Raw genomic sequence first — 14,223 nt, 5'->3', positions numbered from 1 at the left:
CTCCCGTCCCCGACCCCGCTCCACCCTCTCCACCCGCGGGCGACCCGCCCGATCGACACGAAAGCAGAGCGTCATGAAGCAACGATTCTCCATCCCCGCCCTCGCGGCGGCGGCCGTCCTCCTCCTCGCGGGGTGTACCTCCGCGGGTTCGGGCTCGGGAGGTGACGGACCGTCCAGCACCCCGGTGAAGGGCGGCACCGTCGACGTCCTCTTGAACGCGGACTTCTCGCACCTCGACCCGGTCCAGGGCTTCGACGGCGGCGTGAACAACTTCTACCGTCTGATCTACCGCACGTTGACGACGCAGTCCACGGGCGAGGGCGCCAAGGGCACCGAGATGGTCCCCGACCTCGCGACCGACCTCGGCACGGTGAGCGATGACGGCCTCCAGTGGACGTTCACGCTCAAGGACGACCTGAAGTTCGAGGACGGCACACCGATCACGAGCAAGGACGTGAAGTTCGGCGTCGAGCGCTCCTTCGACCCGGCCATCGCCGTCGGATCGCCCTACGCCCGCCTCACGATCGCCGGCGCGGACTCGTATGAGGGCCCGTACATCACGGGTGACCTGCCGTCCATCCAGACGCCGGACGACCAGACCATCGTCTTCACGCTCAAGGAGCCGTTCGCCGACTTCGCGAGCGTCGTCGGGCAGAACAGCTTCACACCCTTCCCCGCCGACACCGAGCGGGTGACGACGACGAGCCTCGACAAGATGCCGATCGCCTCCGGACCCTACAAGGTCGACAGCTACGAGCGCGGTTCGCAGCTGAAGCTCGTCCGCAACGACTCGTGGGACCCGAAGACGGACGACGTCCGCAAGGCCTACCCGGACGGCTTCGACTTCACCTTCGGTCTCGACGCCTCGACCATCGACGAGCGCATGATCGCCGGCCAGGGTGACGACGCGAACGCGATCGCCGGGTCCGTCCAGGCGGCCTCCATCTCCCGGATCCAGACGCCGGCCCTCAAGGCACGCACCATCGCCGGTCTCCAGGGCTGCACCACGTACATGGGTCTGAACACGACCAAGCCGAACATGGACAACCCGCTGGTCCGCCAGGCCATCGCGTACGCCATCGACCGCGAGTCGGTGAAGGACGCCTCGGGCGGGTCGCAGCTCGCGGACATCGCGACCACCATGCTGCCGCCCACCGTCGCCGGTCACACCGAGTTCGACCTCTACCCGAGCAAGGACAACGCCGGCGACCCGGAGAAGGCCAAGGAACTCCTCGCCGAGGCGGGCCTGCCCGACGGCTTCTCCTTCACGCTCGACATCCGCAGCCAGCCCAAGATGCAGGCGCAGGCCGAGGCGGTGCAGCAGGCGCTCGCGAAGGCCGGCATCACGGTGAACTTCAACCTCATCGACACCTCGACCTACTACGAGGTCATCGGCACGACGTCACAGCAGAACGACGCCGCCATCACCGGCTGGTGCCCGGACTGGGCCTCAGGCTCGACCTTCCTGCCGCCGCTCTTCGACGGTTCGCAGATCTTCCCGAAGGGCAACTCGAACATCGCGCAGCTGAACGACCCCGCCGTCAACGAGCGCATCGCCGAGATCCGCGCGATGACCGACACCGACGAGGCCAACGCCGCCTGGGGCGCGCTCGACGAGCAGATCCAGAAGCTCGTACCGACGGTGCCGCTGCTGTTCGAGAAGACGGTCATGGTCGTCGGAGCCAACGTCGCGGGTGCGTACTCGCACGCCGGGTACTCCGGTGGCATCGACTACGTGTCCGTCGGCCTGTCCTCGGCCGGCAAGTAGTCGGAAAGCCGGTAGCCGCAGATGTCGTCGTCCGTTCCCAGTGAGCTGACCACCGTCGCCGAGGAGGTGGGTGCGCCGGTCGGTGCGCCCACCCCCGCGCGGCGGGTGATCGCCACCCTCCGTTCCAGCCCACCGGTGCTGCTCAGCGTCGCGTTCATCGTGCTCGTCGTGCTGCTCGCGATCCTCGCCCCACTGATCACCGCGATCAGCGGCTGGGGTCCGTACACCTTCGACAAGTCGGCGGTGGACTCCGACCTCGGCGGCGTGCCGATCGGCAACCTCGGCGGGATCTCCGCCGAGCACTGGTTCGGGGTCGAACCCGGGAACGGGCGCGACATCTTCGCGCGCATCGCCTTCGGTGCGCAGGTGTCGCTGTCGATCGCCGTCTCGGCGACCATCGTCACCACCGTGCTCGGCGTCGTGCTCGGCATGCTCGCCGGCTTCTACGGCGGGTGGGTCGACCAGGTCGTCTCCCGCGTCATGGACTTCCTCATGGCGTTCCCGTCGCTCATCTTCATGATCGCGCTCCTGTCGGCCCTGCCCGCCGGCAACCGACCGGTCCTGCTCGTCGTGGTGCTGAGCCTCTTCGGCTGGCCGTACACCGCGCGGGTGGTGCGCGGTCAGGCGATGTCGCTGCGGACGAGCGAGTTCGTCGAATCGGCGCGTGCGTCGGGCGCCGGGGGCATCCGCATCGTCTTCCGCGAGATCCTGCCGAACCTCCGCGGCACCATCATCGTCCTGGCCACCCTCGCCGTTCCCGGTTACATCGGCACGGAGGCTGGCCTCTCCTTCCTCGGCGTCGGCGTCACCCCGCCCACGCCGAGCTGGGGCCAGATGATCGCGACCGCGGTCGGCTGGTACGCGGTCGACCCGATGTACTTCCTGATCCCCGGCACCTTCCTGTTCCTCACGGTGCTGTCCTTCACCGTGCTCGGCGACCGCCTGCGCAAGGCCCTCGACTCGGGAGACGCCGCCTCATGACCCTCTACCTCCTGCGCCGCATCGCGTCGGCGATCGGCATCCTGCTGCTCATCAGCCTCTTCACCTACGCCATCTTCTTCCTGCTGTCGCCCGACCCGGCGGTGCAGATCTGCGGCAAGACCTGCACCCCCGACCGCATCGACCAGATCCGGGCGCAGCTCGGGCTCGACCAGCCGTTCTGGCAGCAGTACCTCGAGTTCATCCGGGGGATCGTCATGGGCCGGAGCTACGGGGAGGGTGCCTCGGCGGTCTCCTGCGCGGCGCCGTGCCTCGGCTTCAGCTTCCAGACGAACGAGTCCGTCGTGGACATGATCACCGCGCGCTTCCCCGTGACCGCGACGGTCGCGATCGGTGCGGCGGTCCTCTGGCTGCTCGTCGGCGTCAGCGGTGGCCTGCTCAGCGCCGTCAAGCAGGGGACCGGCTGGGACCGTGGGGCGATGATGGTCGCGCTCGCCGGCATCAGCCTGCCGAACTACTTCCTCGCGCTCCTCCTGCAGTACGTCCTCGTGGTGCAACTGCAGATCCTGCCGTTCCCGCAGGCCGTACCGTTCGCCGAGGACCCGGTGCGCTGGTTCCAGAACTACCTCATGCCGTGGATCGTGCTCGCCCTCGGCTACGCGTCGATGTACGCGAGGCTCGTCCGGTCGAACGTCATCGACACCCTCGGTGAGAACTTCATGCGGACCGCCCGGGCGAAGGGCCTGCCCGCGCCCCTCATCCTGCGCCGCCACGCGCTGCGCCCGGCGCTCACCCCCGTCGTCACGCTCTTCGGCATGGACTTCGCGGGCCTCCTCGGTGGCGCCCTCATCACCGAGACGGTGTTCGGACTGAACGGCGTCGGCAAGCTCGCCGCCGACTCGATCGCGAAGAACGACCAGCCGGTCATCATGGGCGTCACCCTCCTGGCCGCGTTCTTCGTGGTCATCGGCAACGTCGTGGTCGACGTCGCGTACACGTTCCTCGACCCGAGAGTGAGAGTGAAGAGCGCATGAGCCCCACCGTCACCAGGACCATCTCCCTGCCCGTCCCCGGGGCGGCGCTGCTCGAGGTCGACGACCTCACGGTCACCTTCCCGACCACCTCCGGTGACGTCGACGTGGTGCGGAAGGCGTCGTTCGCGGTCCAGCACGGCCAGACCCTCGGCATCGTGGGCGAGTCCGGCTCCGGCAAGTCCATGACCTCGCTCGCGATCATGGGACTGCTCCCGAACGGCGGGCGCACGACCGGCAGCGTCCGACTGAGCGGACACGAGCTCGTCGGGCGCAGCGACCGCGAGATGCGCCGCGTGCGCGGCGACCGGATCGCGATGGTCTTCCAGGATCCGCTCTCCTCGCTCAACCCGTACTACACCGTCGGACTGCAGATCGAGGAGGCGTACCGCGCCCATCGCGGCGGTTCCCGGAAGGCCGCGAGGGCCGTCACGATCGAAGCCCTCGAACGGGTCCGCATCGCTGACGCCTCCCGGCGCGTCGACCACTACCCGCACCAGTTCTCGGGCGGCATGCGGCAGCGCATCATGATCGCCATGGCGCTCTGCCTGGAACCCGACCTGCTCATCGCGGACGAACCGACGACAGCACTCGACGTCACCGTCCAGGCGCAGATCCTCGACCTCCTCTCCGAACTGCAACGGGAGACCGGCACCGGCATGATCTTCATCACCCACGATCTCGCCGTGGTCAGTCAGGTCGCCGACGACGTGCTCGTCATGCGTGGCGGCGACCCCGTCGAGATGGGCACCGCCGAGCAGATCTTCTCCCGGCCGCAGGCGCCGTACACCCGCGCACTGCTCGACGCCCTGCCGCGGATCGACGACCCGTTCTCCGAGCGGCCGACGGCACCCGCCACGACCGGAGAGGGACGGGCATGAACGACGCACCAGTGCTCCTGCAAGCCACCGGGCTCACGAAGGACTTCACGACCAGGGGTGACGGGGCGTTCCGCGCACGCACCACCCGGTTCCGCGCCGTCGACGAGGTCGGATTCGCCGTCCGCGCCGGCGAGACGCTCGGCATCGTCGGGGAGTCGGGCAGCGGCAAGTCGACGACCGCGCGGATGATCGCGAAGCTCATCGAACCGACCGCCGGCACGATCACCTTCGACGGCGAGGACGTCACCACCGCGCGTGGCCCGGCGCTCGCCGCGTTCCGGACGAAGGTGCAGGTCGTCTTCCAGGACCCGTTCTCGTCCCTGAACCCTCGGCACACCGTCGAGCGCATCGTGTCGGCACCGCTCGACTACCAGGGCATCACCCCGAAGCAGGGCAAGCGCGCCCTCGTGCGCGACCTGCTCGACCGCGTCGGCCTGAACCCCGACCACCTCCAGCGCTATCCGCGGCAGTTCTCGGGCGGCCAGGCCCAGCGCATCGGGATCGCCCGGGCGCTCGCCGTCTCCCCGAAGCTCGTCATCTGCGACGAGGCGGTGTCGGCGCTCGACGTGTCGGTGCAGGCACGCATCATCGACCTGTTGCGGGACCTGCAGGCCGAGCGCGGCCTGAGCTACCTGTTCATCGCGCACGACCTCGCCGTCGTGCGGCAGATCGCCCACGACGTCGCCGTCATGCACCGGGGCAAGGTGGTCGAGCAGGGTGACCGCGAGGCGATCTTCGACCACCCGCAGGAGGAGTACACGAAGACCCTGCTCGCCGCCGTGCCCACGATCGACCCGAGCTGGGAGGCCGCGCGTGCCACCATGCTCGAACAGGAGCGGACGCACGGATCGACCGCCGGAAGGACAGAGGCATGACCCACCGCACCACCACCTACCTACTGCCGGGGATCCACGTGACCGACCACACGGTCGACGTCCCGCTCGACTGGCGGCGCCCCGACGACGGCCGCACGATCAGCCTGTTCGCCCGGGAACTCGTCGACCCTCTGCGTCGCGACGAGCAGCTCCCGATCCTCGTGTTCCTCCAGGGCGGACCAGGCGGCAAAGGCCCGCGTCCGGTGTCCAGAGACGGCTGGGTCGCCGAGGCCCTCCGCACCTTCCGGCTCGTGCTGCTCGACCAGCGCGGCACCGGCCGGAGCACCAGGATCGACGGCCGGTCCATCGCGGCCGTCGGTGACGCTGCCGCACAGGCCGAGTACCTGGAACGCTTCCGGGCCGACTCGATCGTCGACGACGCCGAGTACCTGCGCCGCACCGTCTTCGGTGGCCGTCGCTGGTCGACGCTCGGTCAGAGCTACGGCGGGTTCCTCACCCTCACCTACCTCTCGCGAGCGCCGGAGGGACTGGCCGCCTGTTACGTCACGGGCGGTCTGGCAGGCATCCACCCGTCGGCGGCTGAGGTCTACCGCCGCACCTATCCGCGCACGGAGCGCAAGAACCGGGCCTTCGCCGAGCGGTACCCCCAGGACGTCGACACCGTCGCGCGGATCGCCGACCGACTCGCCGCCGACGAGGTGCTCCTGCCGGACGGCGACCGACTCACCGTGCGGCGCTTCCAGAACCTCGGGATCGACTTCGGGATGAAGCCCGGTTACGAGCGTCTCCACTGGCTGCTCGACGAGGCGTTCGACAGCGGCGACCGCTTGAGCGACACCTTCTTGGCGCAGGTCTGGGGGAGGACGTCCTACGTCGACAACCCCCTCTTCATCGCCCTGCAGGAGAGCATCTACGGTGCCACCGGCTCGGGGGCGACCGCGTGGGCGGCGCAGGCCGAACGCGATGCACGGCCGGCGTTCGCCGAGACGGCCAGGCCGCTGCTGTTCACGGGCGAGATGGTCTACCCCTGGATGTTCGAGGAGATCCGCTCGCTCCGACCCTTCCAGGGCGCGGTGGAGCGACTGGCGGCCAAGACCGACTGGGACCCGCTGTACGACCCCGCTGTCCTGGAGGCGAGCACGGTGCCGCTCGCCGCGGCCGTGTACCACGACGACATGTACGTGGACGCGCAGCTGCAGTTGGAGACGGTCGACGCGGTCGGCGGGGCGACCGCCTGGGTCACGAACGAGTACGAGCACGACGGGATCCAGGACGCCGCCGTGGTGCGCCGCCTGTTCTCGATGGTGGACGAGCGCGGCGGCCGTCGCGCGGATGAGGAGCAGGCATGACCGACACACAGCAGCAGGCACCCGAGCAGACGGCGGGCCTCGCGCCGGCGACCACGGAGGCACCCGCCACGTCCATGCCGCGCCCGGCGAACCCGGACCCGAAGCTGCCCCGTCTGGCCGAGGTGCCGGCGTTCCGCGAGTTCCTCAGCACCGGCTGGGGCACCCCCGACCGCACGCCGCCGGTCGAGCCCGGGATCGCCGCAGCCGCAGCCGAGCACCGTCGTCGGTTGAGCGAGGCGTTCGTCGGGCGGACGCTCGTCGTCGCCGCCGGTCGCGCGCCCGTCCGGGCCAACGACTCGAACTACGACTTCCGCCCAGACAGCGACTTCTTCTGGCTCACCGGCTGCTCCGCCGAGGACGCGGTCATCGTGCTGCGTCCGAGTGGCACCGGTCACGACGCGACGTTGTACATCCCGGCACCGGCGCACCCGGGCGAGACCGGGTTCTTCGCCGACGCCAACCACGGCGAGCTCTGGGTCGGTTCGGCGCCGGGGCCGGCCGACTGGTCCGCGGTCCTCGACCTCCGGGTCGAGGTGCTCGCCGCGCTGCCCGACGCGCTCCGGGGCGTCGAACGACCACTCCTCGCGGGGACCCTGACCTCGCGGCATCGTGCGCTCGAGCCGCTGACGGTCGCGCCGGAACTCGGCCGCGTGCTCTCGGAACTGCGCATGATCAAGGACGACTGGGAGATCGCGGAGCTGCGGCGGGCGGTCGACGCGACCGTCGGCGGGTTCTCCGCCGTGATCCGGGAGCTGCCGACGGCCCTCGCCGGCGGCGGTGAACGTTGGCTCCAGGGGACCTTCGACCGGCACGCCCGCACCACGGGGAACGGCCCCGGCTACTCGACCATCGTCGGCAGCGGTGCGCACGCACCCACGCTCCACTGGGTGCGCTGCGACGGCCCGGTCCGCCCCGAGGACGCGATCCTGCTCGACATGGGCGTGGAGACGCGTGCCTTCTACACGGCGGACGTCACCCGCACCTTCCCCGTCTCGGGCACCTTCAGTCCGGAGCAGCGTCGCGTCCACGACCTCGTCGAGGCGTCCCACCGCGCCGGGATGGCCGCCGTCCGCCCGGGCCGCGACTTCACCGACTTCCACCACGCGGCCATGGAGGTCATCGCGCAGGGACTCCACGACTGGGATCTCCTGCCGGTGTCCGTCGACGAGGCTCTGAGCCCGGTCGGGCAACAGCACCGGCGGTACCTCGTGTGCGGCATCGGTCACCACCTCGGCCTCGACGTGCACGACTGCGCGAATTCCTCCTACGAGGCCTACCAGGGTGGCTCGATGGCCCAAGGCATGGTCCTCACGGTCGAGCCGGGGCTGTACTTCCACGCCTTCGACGAGACGGTTCCACCGGAACTGCGCGGCATCGGCGTCCGGCTCGAGGACGACCTCCTCGTGACGGCCGACGGCGCCGAGGTGCTGTCGGATGCGCTGCCCATCGACGCGTCGGGCATCGAAGCGTGGATGCGCGCCCAGTAACCTGAGCGGACCGTGGTGGGAGACGAAGGATGGGAGTCGCGATGAGCATGTCGGCGATCCGACCGGCCGAGGAACGGCTGAGCCTGCGGGCGCAGGTGGAGCGGGCGGTGTCCGCGGCGATCATCTCGGGCGAGCTCGCGCCGGGGACGATGATCTCGGTACCGACGCTGGCGGTGCAGTTCAACGTCTCGGCGACGCCCGTCCGTGAAGCGATGCTCGATCTCGAGAAGCGCGACTTCGTGGAGGCGGTCCGGAACAAGGGGTTCCGTGTCACGGTCGTCAGCGAGGCCTCGCTCCGCAACACGGCGCAGATCCGCCAGCTCCTCGAGCCGCCCGCGATGGCGGACCTGGCGGAGGTCTTCGACCACGGGTCGCTGCCCGAGCTCCGGCAGCAGGCTGACGACATCGTGGCCGGTGCCCGCGACGGCGACCTGACCCGGTACCTCGAAGCCGACCAGGCGTTCCACCTCGCGCTCACCGCGAAACTCGGCAACCCGCTGCTCGTCGAGCTCGTCGCGGACCTCCGCGGACGTACGCGCCTCGTGGGGTTGGCCGCCATGCTCGATTCGCAGCAGCTCGACCGCTCGGCCGTGGAGCACCACGAGCTCCTCGACGCCCTCGAGCGGGGTGACGGGGCCGCCGCTCGTGAGCTCATGCACCGACACATCGGGCACACCACCGGCTGGTGGGCCGGCAAGCCGGAATCCGACGCCGAGTAGCCCCTGGCGTTCGTGCGCGGACCTCGACCGGGATCCGCGATCGCGCACGCTTGCCTGTTCACTGAATGTGTGACACATTACTGAAAGCCCTTCCTTGCACCGACCGAAAGGACCGCCCATGACCCGCATCGTCATCGTCGGCGCCGGCATCGTCGGTGCGGCCTGCGCGCGGATCCTCGCCCGCCGCGGCGCCGAGGTCGTCGTATTGGACCGTTCGGCGGCCGCCGGCGGCACGAGCGGCTCGGGGGAGGGGAACCTCCTCGTCTCCGACAAGGGGCCCGGCCCCGAACTCGACCTCGCCCGGTACGCTTCACGCCTCTGGCCCGTCGTCACCGCCGAACTCAGTGCCGAACTCGGACCGACCTTCCCGAGCATCGAGTTCGAGCGCAAGGGCGGCATCGTGGTCGCCACCACCGAGGCCGGCGCGCAGCCGCTGCTCGACTTCGCCGCCGCCCAGCGCGCGGCCGGTGTCGACGCCCGGCCCCTCACCGAGGACGAGCTGCTCGCGGCGGAGCCGTCGATCACCCGCTCCTCCACGGCGGCCGTCCACTATCCCGAGGACGCACAGGTCCAGCCCGTCATCGCCACGGAGGCCCTGCTCGCCTCAGCCCGGCGGGCGGGCGCGACCGTGCGCACCGGCGTCACCGTGACGGGCGGCGTCCGGAGCGCGACCGGTCGCCTCACGGGTGTCCGGACCTCCGTGGGCGACATCTCGGGCGATGCGGTCCTCGTCTGCGCCGGACCGTGGTCGGCCGAGCTCGGCGAGGTGCTCGGGGCACCCGTCCCGGTCCGTCCCCGTCGCGGCATGGTGCTCGTCACCACCCGCATGCCGCACCGCGTGCACCACAAGGTCTACGACGGCGACTACTTCGGGGCCACGCAGTCGAGCGACGCCTCGCTCCAGACCTCGAGCGTCGTCGAGTCGACGGCTGCGGGCACCGTCCTCATCGGATCGAGCCGGCAGCAGATCGGGTTCGACGCGCGCCTCGACGTCGACGTGCTCCGCGAGGTCGCGGCGAAGTCGCTGCGCCTCTTCCCGTTCCTCCGCGACGCCTCGGTCATGCGCAGTTACGGTGGCTTCCGGCCGTACATGCCCGACCATCTCCCGGTCATCGGCCCCGACCACCGCCTGGACGGCCTGTGGCACGCGACGGGCCACGAGGGCGCCGGCATCGGACTGGCCCTCGCGACGGCCGAGCTCATCGCCGCCCGCCTGCTGGGCGGATCGGCCGACCTCGACGACGCCCCGTTCCAACTCGACCGCCCGGGGCTCGCCCCGCACCTGCGCGTCGACCGGCCGGCGGAGGTGGCCTGATGGTCTCGAGACGACTGCCCGCGACGAGCGATCGGATCCTGCCCGGCACGGAGGACGCGCTGCGCATCGACCTCGACGGGACGCCCGTCGACGGACTCCGCGGCCAGACGATCGCCGGTGTCCTGTTGGGTTCCGGCGTCCTCGCCTGGCGCCGCACCAGCGGGGCCGGGAAGCCGCGCGGCGTCTTCTGCGGCATCGGGGTCTGCTTCGACTGCATCGTCACGGTGAACGGCCAGCGGGACGTCCGTGCCTGCCAGCGTCGCGCCGCGGACGGCGACCGCATCGAGACGCAGCACGACGCCCTCCCGGAACCCACGACGGAGAACGACCCGTTCGGGGACCGGACATGAGCGCCCGGCAGCGGGAGGTCGTCGTCGTCGGTGCAGGTCCCGCCGGCCTCCAGGCCGCGCTCGCCGCCCGGGCCCTCGGTGCGTCCGTCACCCTGCTCGACGCCTCGGACGAGCTCGGCGGTCAGTACTGGCGGCACCTGCCGGCCAGCCGGCCGTCCGCGGCCGAGGCCTCGCTGCATCACGGGTTCGAGCGCTTCGTCGCCATGCGCGCGGCGCTCGACGCCGACGACGGCTGCACGGTGATCACCGAGGCGCAGGTGTGGGCGATCGACGTCGACCGCGCCGCCGCCGACCACGGCTCCGACGACGTCTCCGGGGCGACCGGCCTGCGTCTGCACGTCCTGGTCGGACCGCCGGACGGCACCGACCGCACGGCGCTCACCCTGCGGCCGGACGCGCTCGTCCTCGCGACCGGCGCGCACGACCGCACGCTGCCGTTCCCCGGCTGGGACCTCCCCGGCGTCTTCTCGGCCGGTGCCGCCCAGGCCCTCGCGAAGGGCGAGCGGGTCACCGTCGGTCAGCGGGTGGTCGTGGCCGGTGCCGGACCGTTCCTGCTGCCGGTGGCCGCGTCCTTGACCGCGACCGGATCACGCGTCCTCGGCGTCTACGAGGCCACGACCGTCGGCGGACTCGCCAGGGGCTGGCTCCCCAAGCCCTGGCAGCTGCTCGGCGTGACCGGGAAGGCCGGTGAGCTGCTCGGCTACGTCGGCGGCCACCTCCGTCACCGGATCCCGTACCGCGTCGGCCACGCGGTGGTCGCTGCGCACGGCACGGACCGGGTCGAGCGCGTGACCATCGCCGCCGTCGACGCCGACTGGTCGCCGATCCCCGGGACCGAGCGCACGGTCGAAGCGGACGCCGTCTGCGTCAGCCACGGGTTCACCCCACGGCTCGAGCTGCCCGTCGCCGTCGGCTGCGCGCTCACCGAAGCCCGGTTCGTCCAGGTCGACGACGAGCAGCGCACGAGCGTCCCGGCCGTCTTCGCGGCGGGGGAGATCACCGGCATCGGGGGCGTCGACGCCGCGCTCGCCGAGGGCGCGATCGCGGGGCACGCTGCCGCCGGCGGACTCCCCGGCGCCTCCGGGATCCGTGCCGCCGTGAGCCGACGCGACACGTTCCTCGCCTTCGCCGACCGGCTCGAACGCGCGCACGGCATCCGCGCCGGCTGGAGCGACTGGCTCGACGACGACACCACCATCTGCCGCTGCGAGGAGGTCGACTACGGCTCGTTGCGCACGACGGCGACCGCCACCTGCGCGACCGGCCTGCGCTCCCTGAAACTCAGCACGCGCGCCGGGCTCGGGATCTGCCAGGGGCGCATGTGCGGTCGCACCGTCGAGGAGCTCCTCCACCGCGTCGGAGCCGAATCCGGCGGCAGCGGCCTCATCGACGGCGTCTCGAGCGACCGCCGGCCCATCGCCTCCCCGCTGCGCATCGGCGAACTCGCCGCGCAGGCACCGGGACACCCTCCTCACGAACCGCCGTCGACCCCGACGGCCGAACACCCAGGATGACCGACCGGTCTCCGCACCACTCCCTCGGAAAGGAACCACCCATGGCCAAGCAGTTCGACCTCGGCGGCGTCATCGTCGCGACCACCCTCGCGTTCAAGGAGGACGCCTCGGCGCCCGCAGGCCTCGCCGTCGATTACGACCGCTTCGCCGAGCACTGCAACTGGCTCATCGAGAACGGTTGCCGCGGCGTCGGCCCGAACGGCTCGCTCGGTGAGTACTCGTCACTCACGGACGCCGAGCGTCGCAAGGTCATCCAGGTCGCGGTCGACACCGTCGGCGACCGCGGCCTCGTCGTCGCCGGGGTGCACGGCGTCGGCTGGCACCAGGCCCAGCAGTGGGCCGAGTACGCGAAGGAGGACGGCGCGGACGGCGTCCTGCTCCTGCCGCCCACCATCTACCGGGCGAACGACGACGAGGTCATCGAGCACTACAGCCGCGTGGACGAGGTCGGCCTGCCGATCATGGCCTACAACAACCCCATCGACACCAAGGTCGACCTCACGCCCGACCTGCTCGTCGAACTCGCCAAGCTCGAGCACGTCGTCGCCGTGAAGGAGTTCTCGGCCGACATCCGTCGGGTGCTCGAGATCCAGGACAAGACCGACCTCGACGTCATCGCGGGAGCGGACGACCTCCTCTTCGAGTCCCTCGTCGCCGGTGCGGTCGGCTGGTTCGCCGGCTACCCGAACGCCTTCCCGCGTGAGGCCGTCGAGCTGTACACGCTCGTCACCTCCGGTCGCGTCGACGAGGCCCGCACCCTCTACCGCGAGCTCGTGCCCGTCTTCGGGTGGGACTCGAAGACGGAGTTCGTCCAGGCCATCAAGCTGTCGATCGACATCGCCGGCGAGAGCTACGGTGGTCCGACGCGTCCGCCGCGCGGTCCGCTGAACGCGCTCCAGACGGAGCAGGTCACGACGCAGACGCGTCGCGCGCTCGACTACCTCGCGGCACGCTGAGCCTGGTGGCCGACGCGACACCCCGACCACGACCACCAGTCCTGAGAGGCACACCATGAAGTCCTCCCGCATGATCAGTGCGGTCGACTCGCACACCGAGGGCATGCCGACCCGCGTCGTCACCGGCGGGGTCGGCGTGATCCCCGGCGCGACCATGAACGAGAAGCGCCTCCACTTCATGGAGCACCTCGACGACCTGCGGCTCTTCCTCATGAACGAGCCCCGCGGTCACGCGGCGATGAGCGGGGCGATCCTGCAGCCGTCCACGCGTGCGGACTGCGACTGGGGCGTCGTGTACATCGAGGTGTCCGGCTGCCTGCCGATGTGCGGGCACGGCACCATCGGGGTCGCGACGGTCCTCGTGGAGACCGGCATGGTGGAGGTGGTCGAGCCGGTCACGACGATCCGGCTCGACACCCCCGCCGGACTCGTGATCGCGCGGGTCGACGTCAGCGACGGGCATGCCGACCGCGTGACGATCGAGAACGTCCCGAGCTACGTCGACCGCCTCGACGCCACGATCGAGGTGCCGGGCCTCGGCACCGTGCCGTACAGCCTCGCGTTCGGCGGCAACTTCTACGCGATGGTCGACCTCGACGACGTGGGCCTGCCCTTCGACCGCGATCGTCAGCAGGACATCCTCGACGCGGGACTGCGCATCATGGCGGCGATCAACGAGCAGACGCCGCCCGTGCACCCCGAGATCGCCGGGCTCGACCACTGCCACCACGTCGAGTTCATCGCGCCGGGATCCGACGCCGTGCTCTCCCGGCATGCGATGGCCATCTTCCCGGGGTGGTTCGACCGCTCGCCATGCGGCACCGGAACCTCGGCGCGCATGGCCGAGCTCTGGGCCCGCGGTGAGCTGCCGCTCGACCAGGACTTCGTCAACGAGTCTTTCATCGGCAGCCGGTTCACCGGCCGGCTGATCGCCGAGACGTCGGTGGCGGGCCGGCCGGCCGTCATCCCGACCATCTCCGGTCGGGCCTGGGTCACCGGTATCGGCTCCTACCTCCTCGACCCCGCCGATCCGTTCCCGACCGGCTTCCAGTTCTGAACCACACCACGATCCCGGAGG

The 14,223-nt window shown here is 70.8% G+C and carries 13 protein-coding genes; all 13 read left to right on the top strand.

Features of this window, described 5'->3' with window-relative positions; genetic code table 11:
- The first annotated feature begins 73 nt into the window (after window positions 1–73).
- The 13 genes from HOW07_RS05760 to HOW07_RS05700 all read left to right on the top strand — a co-directional run bounded on the left by HOW07_RS05760 (window position 74) and on the right by HOW07_RS05700 (window position 14,202).
- The gene (locus tag HOW07_RS05760; RefSeq protein ID WP_175116298.1) at window positions 74–1,768 is read left to right on the top strand and encodes an ABC transporter substrate-binding protein; all 1,695 of its coding nucleotides are present in this window, start codon (window positions 74–76) and stop codon (window positions 1,766–1,768) included.
- 45 nt (window positions 1,769–1,813) lie between these two features.
- Window positions 1,814–2,749 (top strand): ABC transporter permease, encoded by a 936-nt coding sequence (locus HOW07_RS05755; RefSeq protein ID WP_064294392.1) that lies wholly within the window; start codon window positions 1,814–1,816, stop codon window positions 2,747–2,749.
- Window positions 2,746–3,741 carry an ABC transporter permease gene (locus HOW07_RS05750; RefSeq protein ID WP_175116297.1) on the top strand — a complete coding sequence of 332 codons (996 nt, stop codon included), beginning with the start codon at window positions 2,746–2,748 and terminating at the stop codon, window positions 3,739–3,741. Before HOW07_RS05755 ends, HOW07_RS05750 begins: the two co-directional genes overlap by 4 nt.
- Complete coding sequence (locus tag HOW07_RS05745; RefSeq protein WP_121289585.1) at window positions 3,738–4,619, top strand: ABC transporter ATP-binding protein; 882 nt, start codon at window positions 3,738–3,740, stop codon at window positions 4,617–4,619. Before HOW07_RS05750 ends, HOW07_RS05745 begins: the two co-directional genes overlap by 4 nt.
- Window positions 4,616–5,494 carry an ABC transporter ATP-binding protein gene (locus HOW07_RS05740; RefSeq protein WP_121289587.1) on the top strand — a complete coding sequence of 293 codons (879 nt, stop codon included), beginning with the start codon at window positions 4,616–4,618 and terminating at the stop codon, window positions 5,492–5,494. The genes HOW07_RS05745 and HOW07_RS05740 overlap by 4 nt, the downstream gene beginning before the upstream one ends.
- Entirely contained in the window at window positions 5,491–6,804 is a 1,314-nt protein-coding gene (locus HOW07_RS05735; protein ID WP_175116296.1) for an alpha/beta fold hydrolase, read from the top strand. Before HOW07_RS05740 ends, HOW07_RS05735 begins: the two co-directional genes overlap by 4 nt.
- Window positions 6,801–8,291 carry an aminopeptidase P family protein gene (locus HOW07_RS05730; protein ID WP_371743583.1) on the top strand — a complete coding sequence of 497 codons (1,491 nt, stop codon included), beginning with the start codon at window positions 6,801–6,803 and terminating at the stop codon, window positions 8,289–8,291. The genes HOW07_RS05735 and HOW07_RS05730 overlap by 4 nt, the downstream gene beginning before the upstream one ends.
- Before the next feature lie 41 nt (window positions 8,292–8,332).
- Window positions 8,333–9,010 carry a GntR family transcriptional regulator gene (locus tag HOW07_RS05725; RefSeq protein ID WP_071259600.1) on the top strand — a complete coding sequence of 226 codons (678 nt, stop codon included), beginning with the start codon at window positions 8,333–8,335 and terminating at the stop codon, window positions 9,008–9,010.
- A 118-nt stretch (window positions 9,011–9,128) separates the two neighbouring features.
- Complete coding sequence (locus tag HOW07_RS05720; RefSeq protein ID WP_175116295.1) at window positions 9,129–10,325, top strand: FAD-binding oxidoreductase; 1,197 nt, start codon at window positions 9,129–9,131, stop codon at window positions 10,323–10,325.
- The gene (locus tag HOW07_RS05715) at window positions 10,325–10,675 is read left to right on the top strand and encodes a (2Fe-2S)-binding protein (protein ID WP_071259596.1); all 351 of its coding nucleotides are present in this window, start codon (window positions 10,325–10,327) and stop codon (window positions 10,673–10,675) included. The genes HOW07_RS05720 and HOW07_RS05715 overlap by 1 nt, the downstream gene beginning before the upstream one ends.
- Complete coding sequence (locus tag HOW07_RS05710) at window positions 10,672–12,189, top strand: FAD-dependent oxidoreductase (RefSeq protein WP_175116294.1); 1,518 nt, start codon at window positions 10,672–10,674, stop codon at window positions 12,187–12,189. The genes HOW07_RS05715 and HOW07_RS05710 overlap by 4 nt, the downstream gene beginning before the upstream one ends.
- Window positions 12,190–12,230: 41 nt before the next feature.
- Window positions 12,231–13,145 carry a dihydrodipicolinate synthase family protein gene (locus tag HOW07_RS05705; RefSeq protein WP_064294275.1) on the top strand — a complete coding sequence of 305 codons (915 nt, stop codon included), beginning with the start codon at window positions 12,231–12,233 and terminating at the stop codon, window positions 13,143–13,145.
- A gap of 55 nt (window positions 13,146–13,200) precedes the next feature.
- Window positions 13,201–14,202, top strand: coding sequence for a proline racemase family protein (locus tag HOW07_RS05700; RefSeq protein ID WP_175116293.1), 1,002 nt, complete (start codon window positions 13,201–13,203; stop codon window positions 14,200–14,202).
- Window positions 14,203–14,223: the final 21 nt, after the last annotated feature.

The organism is Plantibacter sp. MCCC 1A11337 (genome assembly GCF_013349365.1).
Lineage (GTDB): Bacteria > Actinomycetota > Actinomycetes > Actinomycetales > Microbacteriaceae > Plantibacter > Plantibacter flavus_A.
Note: the sequence above shows the minus strand (reverse complement) of the source record. Positions and strands in the feature narration are given on the sequence as shown.

Bases quoted from the DNA above. Each gene is read 5' to 3' on its own strand.
- HOW07_RS05760 (WP_175116298.1), top strand. From the start codon at position 74: ATGAAGCAACGATTCTCCATCCCCGCCCTCGCGGCGGCGGCCGTCCTC.
- HOW07_RS05735 (WP_175116296.1), top strand. From the start codon at position 5,491: ATGACCCACCGCACCACCACCTACCTACTGCCGGGGATCCACGTGACC.
- HOW07_RS05700 (WP_175116293.1), top strand. From the start codon at position 13,201: ATGAAGTCCTCCCGCATGATCAGTGCGGTCGACTCGCACACCGAGGGC.
- HOW07_RS05705 (WP_064294275.1), top strand. From the start codon at position 12,231: ATGGCCAAGCAGTTCGACCTCGGCGGCGTCATCGTCGCGACCACCCTC.
- HOW07_RS05720 (WP_175116295.1), top strand. From the start codon at position 9,129: ATGACCCGCATCGTCATCGTCGGCGCCGGCATCGTCGGTGCGGCCTGC.
- HOW07_RS05715 (WP_071259596.1), top strand. From the start codon at position 10,325: ATGGTCTCGAGACGACTGCCCGCGACGAGCGATCGGATCCTGCCCGGC.
- HOW07_RS05710 (WP_175116294.1), top strand. From the start codon at position 10,672: ATGAGCGCCCGGCAGCGGGAGGTCGTCGTCGTCGGTGCAGGTCCCGCC.
- HOW07_RS05750 (WP_175116297.1), top strand. From the start codon at position 2,746: ATGACCCTCTACCTCCTGCGCCGCATCGCGTCGGCGATCGGCATCCTG.
- HOW07_RS05725 (WP_071259600.1), top strand. From the start codon at position 8,333: ATGAGCATGTCGGCGATCCGACCGGCCGAGGAACGGCTGAGCCTGCGG.
- HOW07_RS05730 (WP_371743583.1), top strand. From the start codon at position 6,801: ATGACCGACACACAGCAGCAGGCACCCGAGCAGACGGCGGGCCTCGCG.
- HOW07_RS05740 (WP_121289587.1), top strand. From the start codon at position 4,616: ATGAACGACGCACCAGTGCTCCTGCAAGCCACCGGGCTCACGAAGGAC.
- HOW07_RS05745 (WP_121289585.1), top strand. From the start codon at position 3,738: ATGAGCCCCACCGTCACCAGGACCATCTCCCTGCCCGTCCCCGGGGCG.